Source organism: Streptomyces roseofulvus, assembly GCF_039534915.1.
Taxonomy (GTDB): Bacteria; Actinomycetota; Actinomycetes; order Streptomycetales; family Streptomycetaceae; genus Streptomyces; species Streptomyces roseofulvus.
Genome location: NZ_BAAAWE010000001.1, coordinates 5,662,892 through 5,689,062, shown reverse-complemented (window position 1 = coordinate 5,689,062; position 26,171 = coordinate 5,662,892). Strand labels below are relative to the sequence as shown.

Below are 26,171 nucleotides of genomic sequence, written 5' to 3'. Positions count from 1 at the left end.
GCTGCTCAGTCGTCTTCGCCGTCGCCGAAGTCGGGGCGGACGCCCCGGGCGGCCATGACCTCGTCGTTGGAGGTGCCGGCGGCGACCATCGGCCAGACCTGGGCGTCCTCGTGGACGATGAAGTCGATGACGACGGGCCGGTCGTTGATGGCGTTGGCCTCGGCGATGACCTTGTCGAGGTCGGCCGGGTCCTCGCAGCGCAGGGCGACGCAGCCCATGGCCTCGGACAGCTTCACGAAGTCCGGAACGCGGGTGCCCTTGGCCTCCGGGTTGACGTCGTCCGGGCCGGAGTGCAGGACCGTGTTGGAGTAGCGCTGGTTGTAGAAGAGGGTCTGCCACTGGCGGACCATCCCGAGGGCGCCGTTGTTGATGATGGCGACCTTGATCGGGATGTTGTTCAGGGCGCAGGTGGTGAGCTCCTGATTTGTCATCTGGAAGCAGCCGTCGCCGTCGATCGCCCAGACGGTGCGGTCGGGCATGCCGGCCTTGGCGCCCATGGCGGCCGGGACGGCGTAGCCCATGGTCCCGGCGCCGCCGGAGTTCAGCCAGGTGGCGGGCTTCTCGTAGTCGATGAAGTGGGCGGCCCACATCTGGTGCTGGCCGACGCCGGCCGCGAAGATCGTGCCCTCGGGGGCGAGCTGGCCGATGCGCTGGATGACCTGCTGCGGCGAGAGGCTGCCGTCCTCCGGCAGGTCGTAGCCGAGCGGGTAGGTCTCGCGCCAGCGGTTCAGGTCCGACCACCAGGCGGAGTAGTCACCCTGGTTGCCCTCGCTGTGCTCGGCCTGGACGGCCTGGACCAGGTCGGCGATGACCTCGCGGGCGTCACCGACGATCGGGACGTCGGCGGCGCGGTTCTTGCCAATCTCGGCCGGGTCGATGTCGGCGTGCACGATCTTGGCGTACGGGGCGAAGCTGTCCAGCTTGCCGGTGACGCGGTCGTCGAAGCGGGCGCCGAGGGCGACGATCAGGTCGGCCTTCTGGAGCGCGGTGACGGCGGTGACGGCGCCGTGCATGCCGGGCATGCCGACGTGCAGCGGGTGGCTGTCGGGGAAGGCGCCGAGGGCCATCAGGGTGGTGGTGACCGGGGCGCCGGTCAGCTCGGCGAGGACCTTCAGCTCGGCCGTGGCGCCCGACTTGATGACACCGCCGCCGACGTACAGGACCGGGCGCCGGGCGCCGGTGATCAGCTTCGCGGCCTCGCGGATCTGCTTGGCGTGCGGCTTGGTGACCGGGCGGTAGCCGGGCAGCTCGGTCTGCGGCGGCCAGGAGAAGGTGGTCTTCGCCTGGAGGGCGTCCTTGGCGATGTCGACCAGGACCGGGCCGGGGCGGCCGGTGGAGGCGATGTGGAAGGCCTCGGCGATCGTCCGCGGGATGTCCTCGGCCTTGGTGACCAGGAAGTTGTGCTTGGTGATCGGCATGGTGATGCCGCAGATGTCCGCCTCCTGGAAGGCGTCGGTGCCGATCGCCTTCGAGGCGACCTGGCCGGTGATCGCGACCATCGGGACGGAGTCCATGTGGGCGTCGGCGATCGGGGTGACCAGGTTGGTCGCGCCGGGGCCGGAGGTCGCCATGCAGACGCCGACCTTGCCGGTGGCCTGGGCGTAGCCGGTGGCCGCGTGGCCGGCGCCCTGCTCGTGGCGGACCAGGACGTGCCGGACCTTCTTGGAGTCCATCATCGGGTCGTACGCCGGGAGGATCGCACCGCCCGGAATGCCGAAGACGGTGTCCGCGCCCACCTCTTCGAGAGAACGGATGAGGGACTGCGCACCCGTGACGTGCTCGACGGTGGGGGCGGGCGTCGCGCCGCTGCGGGGCCGCGGCTGCGGATGGTGCCCGGTGGCCTGCTCGGTCATCAGCATCTCTTCTCGAAGCAGAGGGTTTTTTGCGAGGTGTTTTACGGGGTTTTGCGTCGACTTCCGGGAGAACCAGTGCAACAAAAAACCCCTCGTGCCGGAAGGCAAGCGAGGGGAGCGCGTCGGGTGGTTCTCAGCGGGCCTGAAGGGGCCCGGCCTCAGCCGACGCGCTGTCCAAGTACGAGAATTCGGGTGCGCATGGCACTGACCCTCCCTCTCGGGCCTCGCCACTGTCAAGTGGGTGGGACACGCGTCTCATCATGTGAGCGGATCGGGGGACGGTTTCCGCCGCGGCTCCGGGCCGCTCCCGGCCGGTACGGAGACGGCTCCGGGCAGCGGATAGTCGCCCCGGACGAGGGCGCGGCGGAGCCGGTACTCGTCGAGCGGCCCCGAGAAGGCCATCCCCTGCGCGTGCCGGCAGCCCATGGCGCGCAGGGCCAGCACCTGCTCGGGGACGTCGACGCCCTCGGCGAGGGTCTGCATGCCCAGCTCCCCGGCGATGCGCAGCACGCCGCTGGTGATCTTGCGGAGCCGGGCGGATTCGACCACGCCTTCGACGAGACCTCTGTCCAGTTTCAGTATGTCGACCGGCAGGCGCCGGAGGGCGTGGACGGCGACGTGTCCGCTGCCGAATCCGTCGAGGGCGATCCGCACCCCGAGCCGGCGCAGCGAGACCAGCCGCTGCTCCAGCTCGTCGAGGGGGATCCGGTGGTCGGTGTCGGCCAGCTCGATGACGAGCGAGCCGGAGGGCAGCCCGTGCCGGGCCAGCAGGGCCTCGACGGAACCGAGCGGGACCGAGCGGTCCAGGAGGCGGCGGGCGGCCAGCCGGACGGTCACCGGGGTGCGGTGGCCGCTGCCGGCCCGCTCGGCGGCCTGCTCGACGGCCTCCTCCAGGAGCCAGCGGCCCAGCTCGGCGGTGCGCTCGCCGTCGTCGGTGACCCGCAGGTACTCCGCGGGGGTGAAGAGGATGCCCTGGGCGGAGCGCCAGCGGGCCTGCGCGCTGACGCCGGAGATCCGCCCGGTGGCAAGGTCCACGACGGGCTGGTGGAGCAGGGCGAACTCGCCGTCGTGGAGCGCGCTGCGCAGCCGGGCGGCGAGTTCGGTGCGCCGGACGACCTCGGCCTGCATCTGGGGCACGTACAGCTCGACCCGGTCCTTGCCGCCCGCCTTGGCCCGGTACATGGCGAGGTCCGCGTTGCGCAGCAGGTCGCCGGCGCCGATGCCGGGCTCGGCGAAGGCGACGCCGATGGAGGCGGCGACCCGGACCTCGGTGCCCCCGTCGACGCGGTAGGGGCGGGAGAGGGTGAGCCGCAGCCGGTCGGCGATCTCCTGGACCTGGGTCTCGCGGGCGGTCCGGTCGCGCAGGCCGTCGCCGAGGATGAGGGCGGCGAACTCGTCGCCGCCGAGCCGGGCGGCGGTGTCGCCGGCCCGTACGGCCTCCTGGAGGCGGCGGGCGGCCTGGATCAGCAGGTCGTCGCCTGCCTGGTGGCCGAGCCGGTCGTTGACCGCCTTGAAGCCGTCGAGGTCGATGAAGAGCACGGCGGTGCCGGGGTCGGAGGAGCGGCGGCCGCCGAGGGCCTGCCCGACGCGGCGGGTGAAGAGCGCGCGGTTGGGCAGGTCGGTGAGCGGGTCGTGCTCGGCGTTGTGCTGCAACTGGGCCTGGAGCCGCACCCGTTCGGTGACGTCGCGGCTGTTGAAGATCAGGCCGCCCTGGTGCCGGTTGACGGTGGACTCGACGTTGAGCCAGTCCCCGCTGCCGGAGCGGAAGCGGCACTCGATCCGGGTGGTGGGCTCCTCGGCGGGCGAGGCGGCGAGGAAGCGGCGCACCTCGTGGACGACGGCGCCGAGGTCCTCGGGGTGGATGAGCGCGGCCAGTTCGGTGCCGATCAGCTCCTCGGCGTCGCGCCCGTAGACCCCGCTGGCGGCGGGGCTGACGTACCGCAGCACGCCGCTGGGCGCGGCGATCATGATGACGTCGCTGGAGCCCTGCACGAGCGACCTGAAGTGGTTCTCCTTCTGGGCCAGTTCGTGGGTGAGGGCGATGTTGTCGATCAGCATGATGCCCTGGCGCACGACGAGGGCGAGGACGACGGCGCAGCCGGTGAGGACGACGACCCGGTCGATCCGGCGGCCCTCGACCACGTTGTACAGGATGCCGAGGGTGCAGACCGCGGCGGCGAGGTACGGGGTGAGGGCGGCGAGCGACCCGGCGATGGGCCTGCTGGGCACCCCGGGGCCGCGGACGGCGGAGGGTTCCGGCGGCCGGCGGACGCCCCAGGGCGCGTAGGCGAGCAGCAGCGAGCCGGCGAACCAGCCGGCGTCGAGCAGCTGGCCGGAGACGTAGTTGGCGCGCAGCAGCGGCGAGGTGAAGAGGGCGTCGCAGAGCACGGTGAGGGCCAGGGCGGCGATCGCGGTGTTGACCGCCGAGCGGTTCCCGGGGGACCGCCGGAAGTGGAGCGCGAGGACCATGCTGACGAGCACGATGTCGAGGAGCGGGTACGCCAGCGACAGCGCGGCCTGGGCCACGGACTCGCCCTGGAAGTGGGCGGTGTGGGCGAGGGCGAGGCTCCAGGAGAGGGTCAGCAGGGATCCGGCGATGAGCCAGGCGTCGAGCCCGAGGCAGACCCAGCCGGCCCGGGTGACGGGCTTCTTGGCCAGGACGAGGAGTCCGACGATGGCGGGCGGGGCGAAGAGTAAGAAGAACAGGTCGGCGACGGAGGACTCGGGGACCTGCTGTCCGCGCACGACCTCGTACCAGCCCCAGACGGCGTTGCCGGCGCCGGCCATGAAGGACGAGAAGGCGAAGAGGAGCCAGGCGGGGCGGGTGCCGCCGCGCTCGGTCCTGGCGTAGAGGAAGCAGGAGACGGCAGCGGTGAAGGCCGCCGCGCTCAGCCCGAAGTCGCCCATGAACAGGGCGAGTCGGGGGGTTCCCCAGCCGAGGGCGGCGCCGGTGGTGTAGCCGGCGCAGACCAGGCCGAGGGCGATCTGAGCGAGGAGCGAGCCGGCCCAGGAGGGCGGCCGCTCCGGTGCGGGCGCGGTCCGCTCGGGTCCGGGCAGGCCGGGGGCGGCGGGGGCGGGCCCGCGCCGCAGCACGGCGGTCGCGCCGGTGCCGGTCACCGCGTCCTCCCGCCCCTCGTCGTGTCCGAAGCCGCCCGCCTCCCCGTCCGTCCCGCCGAAGGCGTGCGGGGCCGGGAGGTCGCGCACGGCACCGTCGGCCGCCCCGCGCGGGCGGGGGGCGCGGGAGTACGGCTCCGGGACGGAGGCGCGCAGACGGGCCCGGGCGGGTGTGGCCGGGTCCGGTGCGGTCCGCTCGCGGGACGGGACGGCGTCGGCCGGCCGTGACGCCTCGGTGCCGCGGTCGGGGCAGGGGTCCGGGACGCGGGACAGCCCCGCGGTCTCGGCGTGCGGCGGCGCGCCGTCCAGGCGTTCCGCGCGGTGGGGCGCCGCCTGGTCCGGCACCGAACGCGCGAGACCGGCAACGAGGCGCGGGAGGTCGGCAGGCGGCGTCGCCGCGCGGGACCGTCGGTCCTCCGGTCGCGCTTCACCCGTCACCCCCCTCGGATTCTGATGGCCCGTCACTTCGCTCCCCAGCGTCAGCGCGTACACGACGCAGTCCCCCGATCCGGGACGATACACCAGGACCGTCACTCAGGGACAGGGGCGGAGTACTCTCCGTGACCGCCACGGGGGTCGCGTGCGGCGCGCGAGGGGGCGCGCGCCGCCGGACGGCCTCAGGTGGTGCGGAGGACGTTCGCGAGCTCCTCCCCTGCCGCGAACCGGCCGACCTGCGCCGCGATCAGCCGCTTCGCCCTCGGCATGAACGCCGAGGTGGAACCGCCGACATGGGGGGTGACCAGGACACCCGGAGCGTGCCACAGCGGATGCCCGGCCGGCAGCGGTTCCGGGTCGGTCACGTCCAGGGCCGCCGTGATCCGCCCGCTCTCCACCTCCTTGAGCAGGGCGTTCGTGTCGACGACCGGCCCGCGGGCGACGTTGACGAGCAGCGCGCCGTCCTTCATCCGGGCGAGGAAGCCCGCGTCGGCGAGGTGCCGGGTCTCCGGGGTGAGCGGGGTGGAGAGCACCACCACGTCGGCCTCGGGCAGCAGGGCGGGCAGGTCGGCGAGGGCGTGCACGGGGCCGCGGGCCGTGGTGCGCGCCGAGCGCGCGACGCGCGCGACCCGCGCGCATTCGAAGGGCGCGAGCCGGTCCTCGATCGCCGAGCCGATCGATCCGTAGCCGACGATCAGGACGGACTTGTCGGCGAGCGCCGGGTAGAAGCCGTCCCGCCACTCCTCGGCGTCCTGGCCCCGGACGAAGCGCGGGATGCCGCGCAGGGAGGCGAGGATCAGGGCGAGGGTGAGTTCGGCGGTGCTGGCCTCGTGCACTCCCCTGGCGTTGCAGACCGACACGCCTGGGCCGAGCGAGCCGAGCCCGGGGACGACGTGGTCGATGCCCGCGGAGAGGGTCTGGACGACGCGCAGCGAGGTCATCGCGGCGAGCGGCCGGACCGCGACCGCCGAGCCCTTCATGTACGGGACGACGTAGAAGGCGCAGTCGGCCGGGTCGGCCGGGAAGTCGGGTTCACCGTCCCAGAAGCGGTAGTTCAGCCCCGACGCGCCCGGGTCGGGCAGCCCGTCGATCTCGTCGGCGGGGATCGGAAGCCACACGTCGGCGGCGGTGGGTGCGAGTGTCATGACCGGGAGGCTATGCGAAGAATCCCGCACGCCATTGGTTACTTTGGGGGGCGGCACAGGGAGGGGTAGCGGCACGTGGAGCGCAGGACTATCGGGGCGACGGCGCTCGACGTTGGGGCGGTCGGCCTCGGCTGCATGCCGATGAACTGGGCCTACGGGCGGTCGGAGCAGCGGGGCGACCGCTCGCTGCGGGCCGTGCACGCGGCGCTGGACGCCGGGGTGAGCCTGCTGGACACGGCCGACATGTACGGGCCGTTCACCAACGAACTGCTGCTGGGGCGGGTGCTGAAGGAGCGCCGGGCGGACGTCTTCGTGTCGACGAAGTGCGGGCTGCTCGTCGGCGACGGGCACGTGGTCGCCAACGGGCGGCCCGAGTACGTGCGCCGGGCCTGCGACGCCTCGCTGCGGCGCCTCCAGACGGACGTCCTCGACCTGTACCTGCTGCACCGGGCGGACCCTGAGGTGCCGGTGGAGGAGACCTGGGGGGCGATGGCGGGCCTGGTCGCCGCGGGCAAGGTGCGGGCGCTCGGGCTGAGCGCGGTCGGGGTGCGGCGGACCCGGCGTTCGCCGACCGCCGACCTGTACGAGGGAACGATCCGTCAGCTGGCCCGGGTGCAGCAGGTGTTCCCGGTGGCGGCGGTCCAGGCCGAGCTGTCGGTGTGGGCGCCGGAGGCCCTGGCGCGGCTGCTGCCCTGGTGCGGGGCGCGCGGGATCGGGTTGCTCGCCGCGATGCCGCTGGGCAGCGGTTTCCTGACCGGGACGCTGACGCCGGGCGGCGGTTTCGAGCCGGACGACCCGCGGGCCCGGCACCCGAGGTTCACGGCCGAGATGATGGCGGCGAACCAGCCGCTGGTGGCCGGGCTGCGGCGGGTGGCGGCGCGGCACGGCGACGGGGTGACCGCGGCGCAGGTGGCGCTGGCGTGGGTGCTGGCGCAGGGGCGGCACGTGGTGCCGGTGCCGGGGACGAAGCGGGAGCGGTGGGCGGTGGAGAACGCCGGGGCGGCGGGGCTGCGGCTCACCGACGGCGATCTGGCGGAGCTCGCGGCGCTGCCCGCGGCGCGCGAGTCCTGGGAGTATCCGCGGTCCTGACCTGCGGCTCGGCCGGATGTCCGGAGGGATTCCGGGAAAGCGGGCGGGAGCCGGGAACGTGATCGACGCGAGCGGTGTATCAAGAGGAGAAGGGATGCCGCTCGAACGCTCGTACCGTCGAAGGGACCGATCATGAGCCGTCCTGCTGTGCTGAGGGCCCTGGGGGGTGCCGCCGCGCTGGTGTTCGCGGTGGGCTGCTCCTCGGGCGCCGACACCGGTGTACGGGGCACCTCGCCGCCCGTCTCGTCGGCCCCCACGTCCGCTGCGGCGCCGTCTTCGGCGCGTCCGGCCGGGGACGGCCGGGTGACGGTGGCGGGGACGCTCACGGAGGGGCTGCGGTCGCCCTGGGGGCTCGCCGCGCTGCGGGGCGGCGATCTGCTGGTCTCGTCGCGGGACGAGCGGACCGTCACCCGGGTGGACGGGCGGAGCGGTGCGAAGACCTCGCTGGGCGAGGTGCCGGGGGTGGTGCCGGGCGGCGAGGGCGGGCTGATGGGCCTGGCCGTGCGCGACGGATGGGTGTACGCGTATCTGACCGCCGAGTCGGACAACCGGATCGTGCGGATGCGGTACGGCGGCGCGGCGGGCGACCGGCTGGGGGCGCCGGAGCCGGTGCTCACCGGCATCCCCAAGGGCGTGGTGCACAACGGCGGGCGGATCGCCTTCGGGCCGGACGGGATGCTGTACGCGGGGACCGGCGAGACCGGGCAGACGGGACTGGCCCAGGACCGGGAGTCGCTGGGCGGGAAGATCCTCCGCATGACGCCGGAGGGGAAGCCGGCGCCGGGCAATCCGTTCCCGGACTCGGTGGTCTATTCGTACGGGCACCGCAATGTGCAGGGGATCGCCTGGGACGCCGAAGGGCGGCTGTGGGCGGCAGAGTTCGGGCAGAACACCTGGGACGAGCTGAACCTGGTCGCGCCGGGGCGGAACTACGGCTGGCCGGACGTGGAGGGCCGGGCGGGCGAGGCGCGGTTCGTGGACCCGGTGGCGCAGTGGCCGACCTCGGAGGCGTCGCCGAGCGGGATCGCGTTCGCCCGGGGCGCGGTGTGGATGGCGGGCCTGCGGGGCGAGCGGCTGTGGCGGATCCCCTTGTCGGGGGCGGAGCGGTCCGGGGAGCCGGAGGCGTTCCTGACCGGGGAGTACGGGCGGCTGCGGACGGTCCTCGCGGGCGGGGACGGGCGGCTGTGGCTGGTGACGAGCGAGACCGACACCCGGGGCACGCCGGAGGCCGGGGACGACCGGATCCTGCGGCTCGACGTGAGATGACGGCCCCGGCCCGGCCGCGTGCGGTCCGGGGGCCGGGGCGCGGGGTCAACGCGGGGTGTCGAGGAGGTGGAGGCGGTGGGCCATCGCCGCGGCCTCGCCTCGGCCGGAGACGCCGAGCTTGGCGAGGATGTTGGAGACGTGGACGCTGGCGGTCTTCGGTGAGATGAACAGCTCCTCGGCGATCTGCCGGTTGGTCCGGCCGGCCGCGACCAGTCGCAGGACGTCCTGCTCGCGGGGGGTCAGGCCGAAGGCGTCGGACTCGGACTCCGGCTCCGGCTCCGCGGGCGCGTCGGCGGTGAGGAGGATCCGGGCGCGGGCGGCGAGCAGTTCGACGTCCTCGCGGAGGGGGCGGGCGCCGAGGGCGACGGCGGTGGCGTGGGCCTGCCGGAGCAGGGCCGCGGCCTCCTCGCGCCGGCCGCCCTCGGTGAGGAGGGCGTCGGCGAGCCGGTGGCGGGCGCGGGCCAGCGGGTAGGGCAGACCGAGCGGGGCCCATGCCTCGACGGTCTCGGCCCAGCGGGCGGCGGTCTCGCGGCCCTCGGCGCGGGCCAGTTCCTCGCTGACCTGGGCCGAGTGGGCGGCCCAGACGGGGGCCGGGGCGGCGAGGGCGCGGACGCAGCGGCGGATGGCGGCCAGCGCCTCGGCGCGGCCCTCCTCTGCGGCGGGGAGGCCCCGGCTGTCGGCCTCGGCGGTGACGGCGGTGAGGACGAGGGGCCAGCCGTAGCGGTGGGTGCCGGGCGGGAAGCCGGCCTCGGCGGCGGCCGCGACCCGGGCGCGGACGTCGGCGAGGCGGCCCTCGGCGGCGGCCGTGGCGACGTCGGCGCCGGCCAGCGGAAGCATGTACTGCGGGATCGGGTCGCGGGTGCCGTAGACGGCGCGGGCCTCGTCGAGGTGGCGGGCGGCGGTGGCGGTCTCGCCGCGGGCGACGGCGATCTGGGCGAGCCGGAGGTGGGCGGAGGCGCGGGGCTTGGTGCTGGTGGCGGAGGAGAGGAGGCGTTCGGCCTCGGCGCGGGCCTCGTCCCAGCGGCCGAGGGAGAGGAGGGACTCGGCCTTGTTGCCGCGGATCCAGCCGGCGGACTCGACCAGGCCGCGCGCGCGGGCGAGTTCGAGACCGGCGTCGGCGAGTGCGACGGCCTCGGCGGAGCGGCCGAGGGACTCCAGGGCGGAGACGATGTTGATGTGGGCGCGGGCCGCTTCGTGGAACTGGCCGAGGGCGGTGGTCCGTTCGCGGACCGTGTGCATCTCGGCGAGGCCGGCCTCGCGGTCGCCGGCGGCGACCATGATGGTGCCGAGGGTGAGGCGGGCGTTGAGCTCGGTCGCCTCGGCCTTCACCAGGCGGGCGTACTCGACGGCGCGTTCGGCGGCGGCGAGGGCGTCGGGTCCCGGGCTGCGGAGCATGCCCCAGCCCGCGGCGCCGGCGAGGACGACCGCGTGGACGGCGGACGGCGGCAGGCCCTTGACGAGTTCCTGGGCGCGGGAGATCTCGGCCCAGCCGTCGCCGCGGCCGAGGTTGGACTGGAGCCGGGCCTGCTCGGCCCAGAACCAGGCGGCGCGCAGGGGGTCGTGCTCGTCCTCGCCGTCGAGGAGCCGGAGCGCCATCTTGCCGATCTTGAGGGCGCGTTCGCGTTCGCCGCAGAGCCGGGCGGCGACGGCGGCCTCGGCGAGCAGGTCGAGGTGGCGCAGCGGGGTGGTCTCGGGGTCGCAGCCGCAGGCCGGGTAGGACTCGGCGTAGTCCAGCGGGCGCAGCCCGGCACGGATCTCGGCCGGGGCCTCGTCCCAGAGTTCCATGGCCCGTTCGAGGAGCCGGAGCTGCTCGGCGTAGGCGTAGCGCTTGCGGGTGGCGACGGAGGCGTCGAGGACGGCGGGGAGGGCCTTGGCCGGGTCGTGGGCGTGGTACCAGTACGTGGCCAGGCGGGTGGCCCGCTCGTCGGGGCGGACGAGGCCGGGATCGGCCTCCAGGGCCTCGGCGTAGCGCCGGTTGAGGCGGGAGCGCTCGCCCGGGAGCAGGTCGTCGCTGACGGCCTCGCGGACCAGGGAGTGGCGGAAGCGGTAGCCCTCGCCGTCGGGGACGGCGAGCAGGATGTTGGCGCCGACGGCGGCGCGCAGCGCCTCGATGAGGTCGTCCTCGGCGAGGCGGGAGACGGCGGCGAGGAGCCCGTACTCGACGGTGGAGCCGCCCTCGGCGACGATCCGGGCGACCCGCTGGGCGTCCTCGGGGAGGGCCTCGACGCGGACCAGGAGGAGGTCGCGGAGGGAGTCGCTGAGCGGGCCGGCGCCGTCGCCGCAGGTGCGGGAGGCGACGAGTTCCTCGACGAAGAAGGCGTTGCCGTCGGAGCGGTCGAAGATCTCGTCGACGAGGCCGGGGGCGGGTTCGGCGGCCAGGATGCCGGTGAGCTGGCGGTGCACCTCGGTGCGGGTGAAGCGGGAGAGCTCGATGCGGCGGATGGTGCGCATCCGGTCGAGTTCGGCGAGGAGGGGGCGCAGCGGGTGGCGGCGGTGGATGTCGTCGGCTCGGTAGGTGGCGACGACCACGATCCGGCCGCGGCGCAGGGTGCGCAGCAGGTAGGTGAGGAGGTGTCGGGTGGAGGTGTCGGCCCAGTGCAGGTCTTCGAGGACGAGGACCAGGGTGCGGTCGGCGGCGAGCCGTTCCAGCAGGCGGACGGTGAGCTCGAAGAGGCGGGCGGTGGCGTCCTCGTCGCCGGCGTCGGCGCCGCCGGGGTCGCCGAGCTCGGGGAGGAGGCGGGCGAGTTCGCCCTCGTGGCCGTCGGCCGCGGCGGCGACCTCCTCGGGGAGGCGGCGGCGCAGGGTGCGCAGGGCGGCGGAGAAGGGGGCGAAGGGGAGCCCGTCGGCGCCGAGCTCCACGCAGCCGCCGACGGCCACGACGGCGCCGGTGGCGCAGGCGGCGTCGCGGAACTCCTCGACGAGCCGGGTCTTGCCGACGCCGGCCTCGCCGGCGACGAGCAGGGCCTGGGGCTCTCCCGCGGTCGCGCGGGAGAGCGCCTCGGTGAGGGCGGTGAGTTCGCCGGCGCGGCCGACGAAGACGGGGCTGACGGACCTGGTCTCCACGGCGCCGAGCATCGCACAGGCGCTCCGCGGGTCACCCATACGGGGTCACGCGACCTGGGCGTAGCGGTCCCTGCCGGTGCTCACCCGGCCCTCCGGTTCATGGCGTCCGGCCCGGCGGGCGGCCTTGGCGGCGCGGGCGGCCTCGCGGCCGAGGCGCTGGGCGGCGGCCTCGCGGACCAGCTCGGCGTGGGCGGCGCGGTGGAGTTCGTAGACGAACATGGGGTGCTCCCTGGGCTGTGGTGTCGGCATCGCTCCTTGCGATGCCTCCACCTTCCTCGCCCAGCCGGTGCCGGGGCATCGGGCGAGTGCCGCATGTTCGGGGTGCGGGGGGCCTTAGGGCGGTCCCGGGGGTGCCTTAGGCCGCCCGGGGAGGGTCCGTACGCCCCCGGGCAGCGGCTCTAGGCGTCCCGGGCGGCGCGCCAGTCGGGGGCGAGGACGGACCAGATCTCGGTGTCGGTGCGGGTGCCGCGGTAGAGGTAGTGCTCGCGGAGGACGCCGTCGCGGGTCATGCCGAGCCGGCGGGCGACCGCGATGCTGGCCTCGTTCTTCGAGGAGACGAACCACTCCAGGCGGTGGATGCCCCGCTGGTCGACGGCCCAGTCGATGATGATCCGGCAGGCGCGGGTGACCAGGCCGCGGCCGGCGGCGGCGGGTTCCAGCCAGCAGCCGACCTCGGCGTTGCCGGCGGCCACGTCCATGGTGCGGAACATGACGCCGCCGACGAGGGTGCCGTCCGCCCAGATGCCGTAGAGGCGTCCGGCGTCGTTCGCGGTCTTGTCGGCGTAGCCGCGGAGGAAGGCGCGGGCGGAGTCGAGGTCGTGGACGACGTCGGCGAGGCCGATGTGCGTGCCGACGTACTCCCGGCCGCGGTCCATGTGGGCGAGGAACTCCTCCGCCTGCCAGGGCTCCAGGGGCCTCAGCTCGGCTCCGTCGTCACCCAGCGATATCGCGAACATCCTCGTTCTCCTCCGTGGCCGGTACCGTCACGCGCTGCCCGGGGATCTTCGCACGGGCGTCGGCGGCGGTGCGGCACTCGGGGGGTTCGATGCTGATCCGGGGCAGGATCCGGTCGAGGCTCCGGGGCAGCCACCAGTTGGCGCCGCCGAGCAGGTGCATCAGGGCGGGGACGAGGAGGGTCCGCAGGACGAAGGCGTCGAGGGCGACGGCGGCGGCCAGGGCGATGCCGAACATCGCGATGACCCGGTCGCCGGAGAGCACGAAGGCGAGGAAGACCGAGATCATGATGACGGCGGCGGAGTTGATCACCCGGCTGGTCTCGGCGAGCCCGACCCGGACCGCCCGCCGGTTGTCGCCGGTCTCCAGCCACTCCTCGTACATCCGGCTGACCAGGAAGACCTGGTAGTCCATGGAGAGGCCGAAGAGGACCGAGACCATGATCACGGGCAGGAACGGCTCGATCGGGCCGGCGCTGCCGAGGCCGAGGAGTTCGGCGCCCCAGCCCCACTGGAAGATCGCGACGACGATGCCGAAGGCGGCGGCGACGGCGGCGATGTTCATGGCGGCGGCCTTCAGCGGGATGCCGAGGGAGCGGAAGGCGAGGAGCAGGAGCAGACAGCCGAGGGCGACGACGGCGCCGACGAAGAGCGGCAGCTTGCCGACGATGATCTCGGCGAAGTCGTCGTACGAGGCGGTGATGCCGCCGACGTGGACGTCGAGGGAGGTGCCGGTCTCGGCGGCCGGGATCACGTCGTGGCGGAGCCGGTCGACGAGCTCGCTGGTGGCCTTGGACTGCGGGGAGGAGTCGGGGACGACGGTGAGGACGGCGGTGTCCCCGGAGCCGTTGTAGGTGATCGGGGAGACGGCGGCGACGCCCTTGGTGGCGGCGATCGCGTCCGGCAGCTGGTCGAGGGCGACCCGGTCGTCGGCGCCGTCGAGGCCGGCGACGAGGGTCAGGGGGCCGTTCACGCCCGGGCCGAAACCGTCGGCGAGGAGGTCGTACGCCTGCCGGGTGGTGGCGGTGGCCGGATTGTTGCCCTGGTCGGAGGTGCCGAGGTGGAGCGAGAGGGTCGGCAGCGCGAGGACGGCCATGACGACGGCGGCGACGGCCCCGAGCAGCTTCGGGTGGCGCTCGACGAAGGCGGACCAGCGGGCGGCGAACCCGGTGGGCAGCTCGGGCTGCGGGCCGTGCTCGGCCAGCCTGCGGCGCTCGCGCCGGGAGAGGGCGCGCATGCCGATGAGGGAGAGCAGCGCGGGCAGCAGGGTGACCGAGGCGGCGACGGTGAGCACGACGGTGAGGGAGGCCGCGAGGGCGACGCCGTTGAGGAAGCTCAGCCGGAGGATGAGCATGCCGAGCAGGGCGATGCAGACGGTCGCGCCGGCGAAGACGACGGCCCTGCCGGTGGTGGCGACGGCGGTCTCGGCGGCCTCGGCGACGCTCAGGCCGCGTTTCAGGCCCTTGCGGTGCCGGGTGACGATGAAGAGCGCGTAGTCGATGCCGACGCCGAGCCCGATGAGCATGCCGAGCATCGGCGCGAAGTCGGCGACCGTCATCACGTGCCCGAGGAGCACGATCCCGGAGTACGCGATGCCGACGCTGACCAGGGCGGTCGCGATGGGCAGCAGGGAGGCGGCGAGGGAGCCGAAGGCGAGGAAGAGCACGACGGCGGCGACGGCCACGCCGACGGCCTCGGCGAGGTGCCCGCCGGGCGCCTCGGTGAGGGCGACGGCGCTGCCGCCGAGCTCCACCTGGAGCCCGTCGGTCCCGGCGGCCTTCGCGGTGTCGACGAGGGCCCGCGCCTGCTCGACGGGGATGTCGTCGGCCTGCTCACGGAAGGTGACCGTGGCGTAGGCGGTCCGCCCGTCCTCGCTGACCTGGCCGCGCGCGGCGCCGTCCCCGTACGGCGAGGCGACGGCGGCGACGCCGGGCAGCGCGGCGACCTGCTCCAGCATCGGGCCGACCCGCTCCTGCACGGCGTCGGCGCGGACGCTGCCGCGCTCGGTGTGCCAGACGATGGTGTCGGTGTCGCCGCCGAGCCCCTGGAAGCCGCGGTCGAGCAGGGCGGTGGCCCGCCCGGACTCGGTGCCGGGCACCTCGTAGTCGTTGGAGTACGCGCTGCCGGCGAAGACGGCGGCGCCACCGACCCCGACCAGGGCGAGAACCCAGAGGAGGACGGCGACGAGGCGGTGCCGGATGAACCACCGTGCGATGGCTGCCAAAGGACGTGCTCCCTGCCTGGATCGGTGCTCGGGGCCCACTGTCGCAGCCAAACGTGATCGTTTGACCGTTTCGTGTCGATCCTCACAGATCGCGCGGGGGAAGGGACCGGCACCGCCTCTCGGCGGGTCGCTACTGCCGGGCGGAACCTCCGGGGCACCGGAGCTTGCTCTGGGCGAAGGCCATGAACTCCTTCATCAGCTCCTGCAGGGCGGCCTGGAGCCTGACCGTGTCAGGCGGGTCACTCAGGGAGATCCTCAGCTCGATGTACTTTCCCGGAGAGTCGGGATTCTTCGCGGGGCCGCATCCCGGTCTCCTGCCGCTGCGCGGTGCCGGTCTTCCCACTCGTCACAGGACACCCTGCTCCCCCTCGTTCGGCCCCTCCGGGCGGCCCGCGTCCTCACCCCCGCGAGGCGCTCACTTCACCCGTAGCCATCATGGCCCGGCCGCGAACCGTCCGGGGGAGGGCCTCGGTGCGTGCGCGGGTGCGAAGGGGGCGTGGGCGTGGGCGGTGCGTGCCGCGTTCGTCGGCGTGGGGGGGGGGTGCCATGCGCCTCGGTTGACCCCCGGCTCCCCCGGGCGGCAAGCTGACTTCTTGTCATTCACTGTGCCTTGGGGGGAAGTTGAGCAAGTCGGCACACCACATCGGGCCTGACTCCGCACCGGACCGCTACCGGTTGCTGCGCTCCATCGGGCGGGGCGGGGAGGCGGTGCTCTATCTCGCGGAGATCGAGCTCGCGGGCGGTACCGAGCCCGTCGTCGTCAAGGTCCTCGACTCCAAGACGACGATCACGCCCGAGATCTTCGAGCGGGTCAGCCGCAAGTGGAACGAGCAGGCCGAGCTGCTGCGCTTCGTCAGCCGGCCCGGCGTCGTCGGCGTGCGCGAGCACTTCCAGGGCTCACCCATCCACGCCCCCGGCGAGTCCGGCACCCTCACCGGCCGGGCCCTCGTCCTCGTCATGAACCACGTCGACGGCCTCGACCTGCGCGACTGGCGCGCCGAGCGGACCCTGGCCACCCCCGCCGAGCGGCGCGAGGTGATGCGGACGCTCGAACAGCTCGCGGACGTCCTCGACTGGCTGCACTCCGGCAGGGCCACCCCGTCGGGGCGGACCGTCGTCCACGGCGACCTGTCGCCGGGCAACGTGATGGTCGACGAGCACGGCCAGGCCACCCTCGTCGACTTCGGCCTCAGCAAGCTCACCGCCGACCACCAGACCGCCGAGGTCTGGTTCACGCCCGGGTACGCGGCGCCGGAGATCTTCGAGGGCAAGCGGACCCCGGCCACCGACCGGTACGCCTTCGGTGCCATCGCCTACTTCCTGCTGAGCGGCCAGTCCCCGCCGGCCTCGCCCGAGCAGCTCGCGGCCGCGCTCGCCGCCGTGCCGCAGATCGCCGGGCTCCCCGAGGAGCAGCGGCGGAAGGTGCTCGCCATCGCGGCGGCGGACGCGGACAAGCGGCCGCTGTCGCTGTCGGCGTGGGTGAAGGAGGTCCGGCACGGGGTGGTGTCCACCACGACGACCTCCCGCCCGGTGACCCCGCAGGACGCGGTCCCGCCGCGCCCGTCCGACGCCCCCGCCGTCCCGCCGCTCCCCCCGGTGGCGCCCCCGCCGGCCACGCCCCCGGCCACGTCGCCGACCGCGGCGCCCCAGGACGTCGTACCGCAGGACGCCACGCCGCCGACGCCGCCCCCGCAGCCTCCGGCCCCCGCGGCCACGCCCGCGCCCGCGGAGCCGCCCGCCCCGGCCGTCGAGGCTCCCCCGGCGGGCTTCGGCGCGCCCGCCCCGGTGCCCGCCGCGCCGCTCGGGTACGACGCCGGGCAGGGCGCGTACGGAGCGCCGACCTCCGGAGCGCCGGCGTACGGCGGTCAGGGCTACGGGCCCCCGACGGCCGGGATGCCCACGGTCGGGGGCCCGGCCGCGCCCCGGCCGCCCGAGCCGCGCAAGAGCCGCAAGGGGCTGGTGATCGGCGCCGTGAGCGGTGTCCTCCTGATCGCCGTCCTCGCCGTGATCGGCATCCGGCTGCTCGGCGACCGCGACGCCGGCAACGGCAAGAACGCCCAGGCGGGCCCGTCCGCGACGACGACCTCGGCGCCGGCGTCGCCGACCACCGAGGAACCGACGGAGGAACCCACCGAGGAGCCGACGACGGACGAGCCCACCGAGGAGCCGACCGCCGAGCCGACCGACAGCGGCAGCCCGTCGGTCGACCCCGGCTCCGTGCCGGACGCGACCGAGGCCGACCTCACCACCCTCGCCTCCGTCAGCGAGCCCGACAACGTCAGAATCGGCAGCGCGAAGATCAACACCAAGGAGTACGGCTCCGCGCTGATCGGCGACTGCTACTACGGCGGTTACGTCGAGTACGACCTGAACCGCGAGTGGAAGACCTTCGAGTTCACCGCCGGCGTCGACGACGGCTCCAAGGTCGAGACCGCCCGGGTCGTGATCTCCGTCGACGACAAGCCCGCGCTCTTCAACGAGACCGTGCGCCTGGGCAAGCCGATCTCCGAGACCCTGGACATCACCGGGGCCCTGCGGCTGCGCCTGAAGGTCGAGGAGACCTGCACCGACTCCGGCAGCGGGATCATCGCCGCCCCGATGCTGAAGCGGTAGCCGTACGACGCGGAAGAGCGGCCCCGCACCGGGTCTCCGGTGCGGGGCCGCTCTCGTACGCGTGCGGGCGGGAGGGCTCAGCCCTCGGTGACGCCCAGCTTCTCCAGGATGAGGTCCTTGACCTTCGCCGCGTCGGCCTGGCCACGGGTGGCCTTCATGACCGCGCCGACCAGCGCGCCGACCGCCGCGACCTTGCCGCCGCGGATCTTGTCCGCGATCGCCGCGTTGCCCGCGATGGCCTCGTCGACGGCGGTGCCGAGGGCGCCGTCGTCGGAGACGACCTTCAGACCGCGCTTCTCGACGACCTCGTCCGGGGTGCCCTCGCCGGCGAGGACGCCCTCGATGACCTGGCGGGCCAGCTTGTCGTTGAGGTCGCCGCCGGCCACCAGGGCCGAGACCCGGGCCACGTCCGCCGGCGTGATGGGCAGCTCCTCCAGGGAGACGCCCTTCTCGTTGGCGTTGCGGGCCAGCTCGCCCATCCACCACTTGCGGGCCGAGGCCGCGTCCGCGCCCGCCTCGATCGTGGCGACGATCGGGTCGACCGCGCCCGCGTTCAGGATGGACTGCATCTCCTGCTCGGAGACGGCCCACTCCTCGCGCAGCCGGTTGCGGCGCACGCGCGGCAGCTCGGGCAGGCCCTTCCGCAGCTCCTCGACCCACTCGCGGGACGGGGCGACCGGGACCAGGTCCGGCTCCGGGAAGTAGCGGTAGTCCTCGGCGTTGTCCTTGATGCGGCCGGAGGTGGTGGAGCCGTCGTCCTCGTGGAAGTGACGGGTCTCCTGCACGATCGTGCCGCCGGACTCCAGGACCGCCGCGTGGCGCTGGATCTCGAAGCGCGCCGCCCGCTCGACGGAGCGGAGCGAGTTCACGTTCTTCGTCTCCGAGCGGGTGCCGAAGGTGGAGGAACCCTTCGGCATCAGCGACAGGTTGACGTCGCAGCGCATCTGGCCCTTGTCCATGCGCGCCTCGGAGACGCCCAGGGAACGGATGACCTCGCGCAGCTCGGCGACGTACGCCTTGGCGACCTCGGGAGCGCGGTCACCGGCGCCGACGATCGGCTTGGTGACGATCTCGATCAGCGGGATGCCGGCCCGGTTGTAGTCGAGCAGCGAGTGCGAGGCGCCGTGGATGCGGCCGGTCGCGCCACCGATGTGGGTCGACTTGCCGGTGTCCTCCTCCATGTGGGCGCGCTCGATCTCCACGCGGAAGACCTCGCCGTCCTCCAGCTGGACGTCCAGGTAGCCGTTGAAGGCGATCGGCTCGTCGTACTGGGAGGTCTGGAAGTTCTTCGGCATGTCCGGATAGAAGTAGTTCTTCCGGGCGAAGCGGCACCACTCGGCGATCTCGCAGTGCAGCGCGAGGCCGATCTTGATCGCGGACTCGACGCCGATCTCGTTCACGACCGGCAGCGCGCCGGGCAGGCCGAGGCAGGTCGGGCAGGTCTGCGCGTTGGGCTCGGCGCCCAGCTCGGTCGAGCAGCCGCAGAACATCTTGGTCTTCGTGCCGAGCTCGACATGGACCTCCAGGCCCATGACGGGGTCGAACGAGGCCAGTGCCGCCTCGTACGACAGCAGTTCAGTGACAGTCACGGTGGAACTTTCCCTCTCAGCCCAGCAGGACGTCGTCGTCGCCGAGGCGCTTCAGCTCGCGGTACAGGATCGCGAGGCCGGTGACGATGGCGGCGGCGGACACGGCGGAGTCGATCAGGCGCAGCATGTCGTGGTCGTTGCGGGCCAGCTTGGCCTGCTTGGCGACGCTGACGGCACCGAACGCGGTGGTCGCGAGCGAGACGTAGATGCCGGTCTTCGACTTCTTGAAGTTCTTGGCCTTCTTTGCCATGGCACTCACAGCGACGGAGCCTCCTCGATCAGCGGGTGTCCCCACTTTTCCACGAAGGCGGCCTCGACGGCGGCACCGACCTTGTAGAGCCGGTCGTCCTGCATGGCGGGGGCGATGATCTGCAGCCCGACCGGGAGGCCGTCCTCCGGCGCCAGGCCGCAGGGCAGCGACATGGCGGCGTTGCCGGCCAGGTTGGTCGGGATGGTGCACAGGTCCGCGAGGTACATCGCCATCGGGTCGTCGGCGCGCTCGCCGATCGGGAAGGCGGTGGTCGGCGTCGTCGGGGAGACGATCACGTCGACCTGCTCGAACGCCTTCTCGAACTCGCGGGTGATGAGGGTGCGGACCTTCTGGGCCGAGCCGAACCACGCGTCGTAGTAGCCGGAGCTGAGCGCGTAGGTGCCCAGGATGATGCGGCGCTTCACCTCGGGGCCGAAGCCGGCCTCGCGGGTGAGGGCGGTGACGTCCTCGGCGGACCGGCTGCCGTCGTCGCCGGCGCGCAGGCCGTACCGCAGGCCGTCGAAGCGGGCCAGGTTGGACGAGCACTCGGACGGCGCGATCAGGTAGTACGCCGAGAGGGCCAGGTCGAAGGTCGGGCAGTCCAGCTCCACGACCTCGGCGCCCAGCTCCTTCAGCAGCTCGACGGACTCGTCGAAGCGCTGCATGACGCCGGCCTGGTAGCCCTCGCCGCGGAACTGCTTGACGACGCCGACGCGCATCCCGGCCACCGAGCCGTTGCGCGCGGCCTCGACCACGGGCGGGACCGGCAGGTCGACGGAGGTGGAGTCGAGCGGGTCGTGGCCGGCGATCGCCTCGTGCAGCAGGGCCGCGTCCAGGACCGTGCGGGCGCAGGGGCCGCCCTGGTCGAGGGAGGAGGAGAAGGCCACCATGCCGTAGCGGGAGACCGAGCCGTAGGTCGGCTTGACGCCGACGGTGCCGGTGACGGCGGCGGGCTGGCGGATCGAGCCGCCGGTGTCCGTGCCGATGGCGAGCGGGGCCTGGAAGGCGGCGAGCGCGGCCGAGGAGCCGCCGCCGGAGCCGCCGGGGATCCGGGTGAGGTCCCACGGGTTGCCGGTCGGCCCGTAGGCGCTGTTCTCGGTGGAGGAGCCCATGGCGAACTCGTCCATGTTGGTCTTGCCGAGGATGACGACGTCGGCCGCCTTCAGGCGCTTGACCAGCGTGGCGTCGTACGGCGGGATCCAGCCCTCCAGCATCTTCGAGCCGACCGTGGTGGGCACGCCCCGGGTCGTGAAGATGTCCTTGAGCGCGAGCGGGACGCCGGCCAGCGGGCCGAGCTTCTCGCCGCGGGCGCGCTTCTCGTCGACGGCGCGGGCCTGCGCGAGGGCGCCCTCGCGGTCGACGTGCAGGAAGGCGTGGACCTTCTCGTCGACGGCGTCGATGCGGGCCAGGTGGGCCTCGGTGACCTCGACCGCGGTCAGCTCGCCGGAAGCAATCTTCGCGGCGATCTCGGCGGCGGTGAGCTTGATGATGTCCGTCATGGTCAGTCCTCCCCCAGGATCTGCGGCACCTTGAAACGCTGCTGTTCCTGGGCGGGGGCGCCGGAGAGCGCCTGCGCGGGGGTGAGCGAAGGGCGGACCTCGTCCGCGCGCATGACGTTGGTCAGCGGCAGCGGGTGGGAGGTCGGCGGGACGTCCTGCTCGGCGACCTCGGAGACGCGGGCGACCGCGCCGATGATGTCGTCGAGCTGACCGGCGAAGTGGTCGAGTTCCTCGTCGGCGAGTTCCAGACGCGCCAGCCGAGCGAGGTGTGCGACCTCCTCGCGCGTGATGCCAGGCATGCAGCGATCCTCTGGGGTGAGTCTGATGGTGTTGGCCCAATCCTATGGGGCCCGCACCACTCCCCGTGAAACGGTCGGCCCGGACGGGCCCCCGGTTCTTCCCCTACGGGTCACTGGACGACGTGTCCGGGGGCCGGGTCGAGGGCGGTGACGGGGGCGGTGTCGACCGCCCGGCGCCAGCCGTGCTCGCCGCGGGCGAGGAGCCAGGCGGTGGTCTCGGCGGGCGGCATGGCGGCGGAGACCAGCCAGCCCTGGACGGCGTCGCAGCCCAGGTCGCGCAGCCGCTCCCAGGTCTCGTCGTCCTCGACGCCCTCGGCGACGACGAGCAGGCCGAGGGAGTGGGCGAGGTCGACGGTGCAGCGGACGATCTCGGCGTCCTCGGTGTCGACGGCGAGCCGGGCGACGAAGGAGCGGTCGATCTTCAGCTCGCTGACCGGGAGCCGGCGCAGGTGGACCAGGGAGGAGTAGCCGGTGCCGAAGTCGTCCAGGGACATCTTGACGCCGTGGCCGGTGAGGCCGTTGAGGGTGTCGGCGGCGCGCTGCGGGTCCTCCAGGAGGACGTGTTCCGTTATCTCCAGCTGGAGCGAGCCGGCCGGGACGCCGTGCCGGGCGAGGCGGGCGGCGACGGCGCCGGCGAAGCCGGGGGTGTGGACGTCGCGCGGCGAGACGTTGACGGCGACGGGCACCTCCAGGCCCTGGGCGCGCCAGCGGGCGACCTGGGCGAGGGCGGTCTCCAGGACGTACTCGGTGAGGTGCGGCATCAGCCCGGAGGACTCGGCGATGGCGATGAACTCGTCCGGTGGAACCTTTCCGCGCTCCGGGTGGACCCAGCGGACCAGGGCCTCCAGGCCGGCCACCTGGCCGTCGAAGCGGACCTTCGGCTGGTAGTGGAGCTCGACCTCGCCGGCGTCGAGCGCGCGGCGCAGGTCGCCGAGGAGGCCGAGGCGGTCGGGGGTGTTGGAGTCGCGCTTGGACTCGTACACCTCGACGCCGGTGCGGTCGCGCTTGGCCTGGTACATGGCGACGTCGGCGCGGCGGAGCAGGCCCTCGGCGTCGGCGGCGTGGTCGGGGTAGACGGCGACGCCGGCGCTGGCCTCCAGGACGAGGGTGAGTCCGTCGAGGTCGAGCGGGGAGGAGAGGGCGGCGACGAGGTGGCGGGCGACCCGCTGGGCGCTGGTGGTGGAGTCGGCGACGGGCAGCAGGACGGCGAACTCGTCGCCGCCGAGCCGGGCGGCCTCGGCGCCGCGGGGCAGGGCGAGGCGGAGCCGGTCGGCGATCTGGAGGAGGAGCCGGTCGCCGGCGAGGTGGCCGAGGGTGTCGTTGACCGAGCGGAAGCGGTCCAGGTCGATGAGGACGAGGGCGGCGCGGGCCTGCTCGCCCTCGGCGTCCTCCAGCGCGGTCCAGGTCCGCTCCAGCAGCCACTGGCGGTTGGGGAGGCCGGTGAGCGGGTCGCGGAGCTGTTCCTCGGCGCGGGCGCGGGCGATCCACAGGGTGGAGTCGAGGGCGATCAGCGGGATCGCGAAGAGCGGCAGGAGGACGGGGAAGGCGTCGGCGACGACGCAGATCAGGGGGGCGATGCCGAGCAGGGCGACGGCGACGAGCCCCTGGCGGAGCAGGGCGGTGCGGGCCACGGTGGGCAGTCCGCGGCCGGGCGGCGCGAGCGTGTACCACAGCAGCAGGCGGGTCGCGAGGAGGTACGCGCCGGCGGCGAGCACGATCTCCGGGGCGTCGGCGATCCCCCAGTCGAGCGGCTCCCAGGGGGCGTCGACGCTGGGGACGTCGCCGAAGACGGCGAGGACGAGCGCGGCGGCGCCGACGCCGAGGATGTCGGCGGCGCCGTGCAGCAGGCCCTGCCGCCAGCGGTGCCGGCGGGCGGCGCTGACGAGGACGACGACGGTGAGCGAGACGAGCCCGGCGGGGACCCAGCCGTACAGCAGGAGCACGGCGAGGGTGAGGGCGGCGCCCGATCCGGTGCCGCCCCACCAGCGCTCGCGGCCGAGGGCGACCAGGTGGCCGACGATGAGGCCGGTGAGGAGCGCGAGGGACCAGCCGGTGACCCCGCCCGGGAAGAGCGGGTGGCCGGCGGTCAGGGCCCGCTGGAGCCCGGTGACGAGCACGGCGGCGGCGGTGCCCAGCACGGCGGCGGGCAGCCCGGTGAAGCCCGCGGGGAGCACCCGGCCGCGCGGCCGTGGCACCGGGGCGGCACTCTCGGTCGGTTCCATTCCCGTCCCTCTCACAGGCGGCGGTGCCGTCGCTGTCCGATGGGCCGCGCGCGGCGGCCCGGGTGGCGTCCGGCCGCCCCGCCGTGCGCTCCGCCGGCTTCGGGGGCGGGGCGCGCGGCGCGGGGCCGTTCGTCCTGGCGCACGGCCGCGCAGAACCCTCGCGCGGCGGTGCGGGACGAGACGCACGGTCACCACACTAGGCCGCCGAGGGCGCCGAGGGGCAGCGCTCTCCCTCTCTTGCCCGAATGCGGCCTGGCCACCCGTAACGATCTGGTATGCGCCGAACGGGTGAGCTTCCGGGGTCCGGGGAGGGGCGGGCGGCGGTCACTCCTCGACCGGCTGTGCGGCCTCCCGGGCGGCCTCGGGACCCTGTTCGAGCAGGATCTTGAAGCCCTCCTCGTCCAGAACCGGAACCTTCAGCTGCATGGCCTTGTCGTACTTGGATCCCGGGTTCTCCCCCACCACGACGAAGCCGGTCTTCTTGGAAACGGAACCGGTGACCTTGGCTCCGCGGCTCTGGAGCGATTCTTTTGCGCCATCCCGGGTGAAATTCTCCAGGGTGCCGGTCACGACGACCGTCAGGCCCTCCAGCGGACGCGGTCCCTCGTCCTCCCCGGCGCCCTCGTCCTCCAGGGTGACCCCGGCGGCGCGCCACTTCCGCACGATCTCGCGGTGCCACTCCTCGGCGAACCACTGCTTCACGGCGGCGGCGATGATCCCGCCGACGCCGTCGACGGCGGCCAGCTCCTCCTCGGTGGCCTGCTCGATCCGCTCCAGGGAGCGGAACTCGCGGGCCAGCGCCTCGGCGGCCACGGGGCCGACGTGGCGGATGGAGAGGCCGTTGATGAAGCGGGCGAGCGGACGGGTCTTGGCAGCCTCGATGTTGGCCAGCATGGCGAGCGCGTTCTTCTTCGGCTCGCCCTTCTGGTTGGCGAAGACGGTGACGATCTTCTCCTCGCCGGTCTTCGGGTCCCGCTTGGGCAGTCCGGAGTCGGCGTCGAGGACGTACGCCTTGATCGGCAGCAGCTGCTCGATGGTGAGGTCGAAGAGGTCGCCCTCGTCGGCGAGCGGCGGCTCGGCGGGCTCCAGGGGCCGGGTGAGGGCGGCGGCGGCGACCGCGCCGAAGTTCTCGATGTCCAGGCACTGGCGGCCGGCGAGGAAGAAGAGGCGCTCGCGCAGCTGCGCCGGGCAGGTCCGGGCGTTCGGGCAGCGGAGGTCGATGTCGCCCTCCTTCATCGGCTTCAGCGCCGTGCCGCACTCGGGGCACTCGGCGGGCATCACGAACTCCCGCTCGGTGCCGTCCCGCAGGTCGACGACCGGGCCGAGGATCTCCGGGATGACGTCGCCGGCCTTGCGGAGCACCACGGTGTCGCCGATGAGGACACCCTTGGCCTTCACCACCTCCTGGTTGTGGAGGGTGGCGAACTCGACCTCGGAGCCGGCCACGGTGACCGGCTCGACCTGGGCGTACGGGGTGACGCGGCCGGTGCGGCCGACGCCGACCTTGATGTCGACGAGCTTGGTGTTGACCTCCTCCGGCGCGTACTTCCAGGCGATGGCCCAGCGCGGGGCGCGCGCGGTGGAGCCGAGCCGGCCCTGGAGGGGGATCTCGTCGAGCTTGACGACGACGCCGTCGATCTCGTGCTCGACGGAGTGCCGGTTCTCGCCGTAGTACGCGATGAACTCGCGCACCTCGGGGAGGGTGCCGACCACCTTGTTGTGCGTGGCGGTGGGCAGGCCCCACTCGTGGAGCAGCCCGTACGCCTCCGAGAGGCGGGTGATCTCGAAGCCCTCGCGGGCGCCGATGCCGTGGACCACCATGTGGAGCGGTCGGGTGGCGGTGACCTTGGGATCCTTCTGGCGCAGCGAGCCGGCGGCGGCGTTGCGCGGGTTGGCGAAGGGCTTGTCGCCGGCCTCGACCAGGCGGGCGTTGAGCGCCTCGAACGCCTCCATGGGGAAGTAGACCTCGCCCCGGATCTCGACGAGCTCCGGGATCCGGTCGCCGTGGAGGCGCTCGGGGATGTCGGCGATCGTGCGCACGTTGGGCGTGATGTCCTCGCCGGTGCGGCCGTCGCCGCGGGTGGCGGCGCGGGTGAGCCGGCCGTGCTCGTAGGTGAGGTTGACGGCGAGGCCGTCGACCTTGAGCTCGCACAGGAAGTGGAAGTCGGGGGTGCCGACGTCCCGGGCGACGCGCTCGGCCCAGGTGGAGAGCTCCTCCTCGTCGAAGGCGTTGTCCAGCGAGAGCATGCGCTCGCGGTGCTCGACCGCGGTGAAGTCGGTCTCGTACTGCCCCGCCACCTTCTGGGTCGGCGAGTCGGGCGTGCGCAGCTCCGGGTACTCGTCCTCCAGCGCCTCCAGGGCGCGCAGGAGCCGGTCGAACTCCGCGTCGCTGACGACCGGCTGGTCCTTCACGTAGTACCGGAAGCGGTGCTCCTCGACCTGCTCGGCCAGCTCGGCGTGCTTCTCGCGGGCCTCGGCGGGCACGACCGCCTCCCCGTCGGGCAGGGCCCCCTGTTCGACTGCCACCTTCGTCCGTCCTCCCGTACCTTCAGAACCC

At 73.7% G+C, this 26,171-nt stretch carries 15 protein-coding genes and 1 pseudogene; 3 read left to right on the top strand and 13 right to left on the bottom strand.

Translation table 11 applies throughout. From position 1 onward, the window contains the following. Positions 1-5: 5 nt before the first annotated feature. The 3 genes and pseudogenes from ABFY03_RS26395 to ABFY03_RS26385 all read right to left on the bottom strand — a co-directional run bounded on the left by ABFY03_RS26395 (position 6) and on the right by ABFY03_RS26385 (position 6,547). Positions 6-1,859, bottom strand: a complete 1,854-nt coding sequence (locus tag ABFY03_RS26395) for an acetolactate synthase large subunit (protein ID WP_319011786.1) — start codon at positions 1,857-1,859, stop codon at positions 6-8. Between the two features lie 227 nt (positions 1,860-2,086). Further along, positions 2,087-4,910 (bottom strand): annotated as a pseudogene (locus ABFY03_RS26390) (putative bifunctional diguanylate cyclase/phosphodiesterase). Between the two features lie 674 nt (positions 4,911-5,584). After that, complete coding sequence (locus ABFY03_RS26385) at positions 5,585-6,547, bottom strand: 2-hydroxyacid dehydrogenase (RefSeq protein WP_346170981.1); 963 nt, start codon at positions 6,545-6,547, stop codon at positions 5,585-5,587. Positions 6,548-6,622: 75 nt separating this feature from the next. Here ABFY03_RS26385 and ABFY03_RS26380 point away from each other — a divergent pair, with 75 nt between their 5' ends. Next, entirely contained in the window at positions 6,623-7,636 is a 1,014-nt protein-coding gene (locus tag ABFY03_RS26380) for an aldo/keto reductase (RefSeq protein ID WP_319011788.1), read from the top strand. A 132-nt stretch (positions 7,637-7,768) separates the two neighbouring features. Continuing rightward, entirely contained in the window at positions 7,769-8,902 is a 1,134-nt protein-coding gene (locus ABFY03_RS26375; protein WP_319011789.1) for a PQQ-dependent sugar dehydrogenase, read from the top strand. Positions 8,903-8,947: 45 nt separating this feature from the next. Here ABFY03_RS26375 and ABFY03_RS26370 read toward each other — a convergent pair whose 3' ends face one another. The 4 genes from ABFY03_RS26370 to ABFY03_RS26355 form a co-directional block, all read right to left on the bottom strand. Beyond that, complete coding sequence (locus ABFY03_RS26370; protein ID WP_346172304.1) at positions 8,948-11,977, bottom strand: helix-turn-helix transcriptional regulator; 3,030 nt, start codon at positions 11,975-11,977, stop codon at positions 8,948-8,950. A gap of 33 nt (positions 11,978-12,010) precedes the next feature. Continuing rightward, a complete protein-coding gene (locus tag ABFY03_RS26365; RefSeq protein ID WP_319011790.1) occupies positions 12,011-12,184 on the bottom strand; it encodes a hypothetical protein in 174 nt (57 codons plus the stop codon). Between the two features lie 179 nt (positions 12,185-12,363). Continuing rightward, positions 12,364-12,921: a GNAT family N-acetyltransferase gene (locus ABFY03_RS26360; RefSeq protein ID WP_319011791.1), complete on the bottom strand. Its 558-nt coding sequence runs from the start codon at positions 12,919-12,921 to the stop codon at positions 12,364-12,366. After that, on the bottom strand, positions 12,899-15,142 hold the full coding sequence (locus tag ABFY03_RS26355; RefSeq protein WP_319011792.1) for an MMPL family transporter: 2,244 nt from the start codon (positions 15,140-15,142) through the stop codon (positions 12,899-12,901). The genes ABFY03_RS26360 and ABFY03_RS26355 overlap by 23 nt, the downstream gene beginning before the upstream one ends. 621 nt (positions 15,143-15,763) lie before the next feature. Here ABFY03_RS26355 and ABFY03_RS26350 point away from each other — a divergent pair. Continuing rightward, complete coding sequence (locus ABFY03_RS26350) at positions 15,764-17,755, top strand: protein kinase domain-containing protein (RefSeq protein WP_346170980.1); 1,992 nt, start codon at positions 15,764-15,766, stop codon at positions 17,753-17,755. Positions 17,756-17,832: 77 nt separating this feature from the next. On the opposite strand, the gene gatB is transcribed toward ABFY03_RS26350, so the two are convergent. The 6 genes from gatB to ligA form a co-directional block, all read right to left on the bottom strand. Next, positions 17,833-19,344, bottom strand: coding sequence for an Asp-tRNA(Asn)/Glu-tRNA(Gln) amidotransferase subunit GatB (gene gatB, locus ABFY03_RS26345; RefSeq protein ID WP_319011794.1), 1,512 nt, complete (start codon positions 19,342-19,344; stop codon positions 17,833-17,835). A 16-nt stretch (positions 19,345-19,360) separates the two neighbouring features. Further along, complete coding sequence (locus ABFY03_RS26340; protein ID WP_030492500.1) at positions 19,361-19,594, bottom strand: hypothetical protein; 234 nt, start codon at positions 19,592-19,594, stop codon at positions 19,361-19,363. Between the two features lie 5 nt (positions 19,595-19,599). Beyond that, positions 19,600-21,093: an Asp-tRNA(Asn)/Glu-tRNA(Gln) amidotransferase subunit GatA gene (gatA, locus tag ABFY03_RS26335; protein ID WP_346170979.1), complete on the bottom strand. Its 1,494-nt coding sequence runs from the start codon at positions 21,091-21,093 to the stop codon at positions 19,600-19,602. 2 nt (positions 21,094-21,095) lie between these two features. Beyond that, on the bottom strand, positions 21,096-21,392 hold the full coding sequence (gene gatC, locus ABFY03_RS26330; RefSeq protein WP_030492502.1) for an Asp-tRNA(Asn)/Glu-tRNA(Gln) amidotransferase subunit GatC: 297 nt from the start codon (positions 21,390-21,392) through the stop codon (positions 21,096-21,098). A gap of 110 nt (positions 21,393-21,502) precedes the next feature. Next, positions 21,503-23,614, bottom strand: coding sequence for a putative bifunctional diguanylate cyclase/phosphodiesterase (locus tag ABFY03_RS26325; protein WP_319011796.1), 2,112 nt, complete (start codon positions 23,612-23,614; stop codon positions 21,503-21,505). 324 nt (positions 23,615-23,938) lie between these two features. Further along, positions 23,939-26,140 (bottom strand): NAD-dependent DNA ligase LigA, encoded by a 2,202-nt coding sequence (gene ligA / locus ABFY03_RS26320; protein WP_319011797.1) that lies wholly within the window; start codon positions 26,138-26,140, stop codon positions 23,939-23,941. Positions 26,141-26,171: the final 31 nt, after the last annotated feature.

What these genes read in the sequence shown, in the direction of transcription:
- ABFY03_RS26395 (WP_319011786.1), bottom strand. Translation starts at nt 1,859, where the DNA reads ATGCTGATGACCGAGCAGGCCACCGGGCACCATCCGCAGCCGCGGCCC.
- ABFY03_RS26385 (WP_346170981.1), bottom strand. Translation starts at nt 6,547, where the DNA reads ATGACACTCGCACCCACCGCCGCCGACGTGTGGCTTCCGATCCCCGCC.
- ABFY03_RS26375 (WP_319011789.1), top strand. Translation starts at nt 7,769, where the DNA reads ATGAGCCGTCCTGCTGTGCTGAGGGCCCTGGGGGGTGCCGCCGCGCTG.
- ABFY03_RS26370 (WP_346172304.1), bottom strand. Translation starts at nt 11,977, where the DNA reads ATGCTCGGCGCCGTGGAGACCAGGTCCGTCAGCCCCGTCTTCGTCGGC.
- ABFY03_RS26365 (WP_319011790.1), bottom strand. Translation starts at nt 12,184, where the DNA reads ATGTTCGTCTACGAACTCCACCGCGCCGCCCACGCCGAGCTGGTCCGC.
- ABFY03_RS26360 (WP_319011791.1), bottom strand. Translation starts at nt 12,921, where the DNA reads ATGTTCGCGATATCGCTGGGTGACGACGGAGCCGAGCTGAGGCCCCTG.
- ABFY03_RS26340 (WP_030492500.1), bottom strand. Translation starts at nt 19,594, where the DNA reads ATGGCAAAGAAGGCCAAGAACTTCAAGAAGTCGAAGACCGGCATCTAC.
- gatA (WP_346170979.1), bottom strand. Translation starts at nt 21,093, where the DNA reads ATGACGGACATCATCAAGCTCACCGCCGCCGAGATCGCCGCGAAGATT.
- gatC (WP_030492502.1), bottom strand. Translation starts at nt 21,392, where the DNA reads ATGCCTGGCATCACGCGCGAGGAGGTCGCACACCTCGCTCGGCTGGCG.
- ABFY03_RS26325 (WP_319011796.1), bottom strand. Translation starts at nt 23,614, where the DNA reads ATGGAACCGACCGAGAGTGCCGCCCCGGTGCCACGGCCGCGCGGCCGG.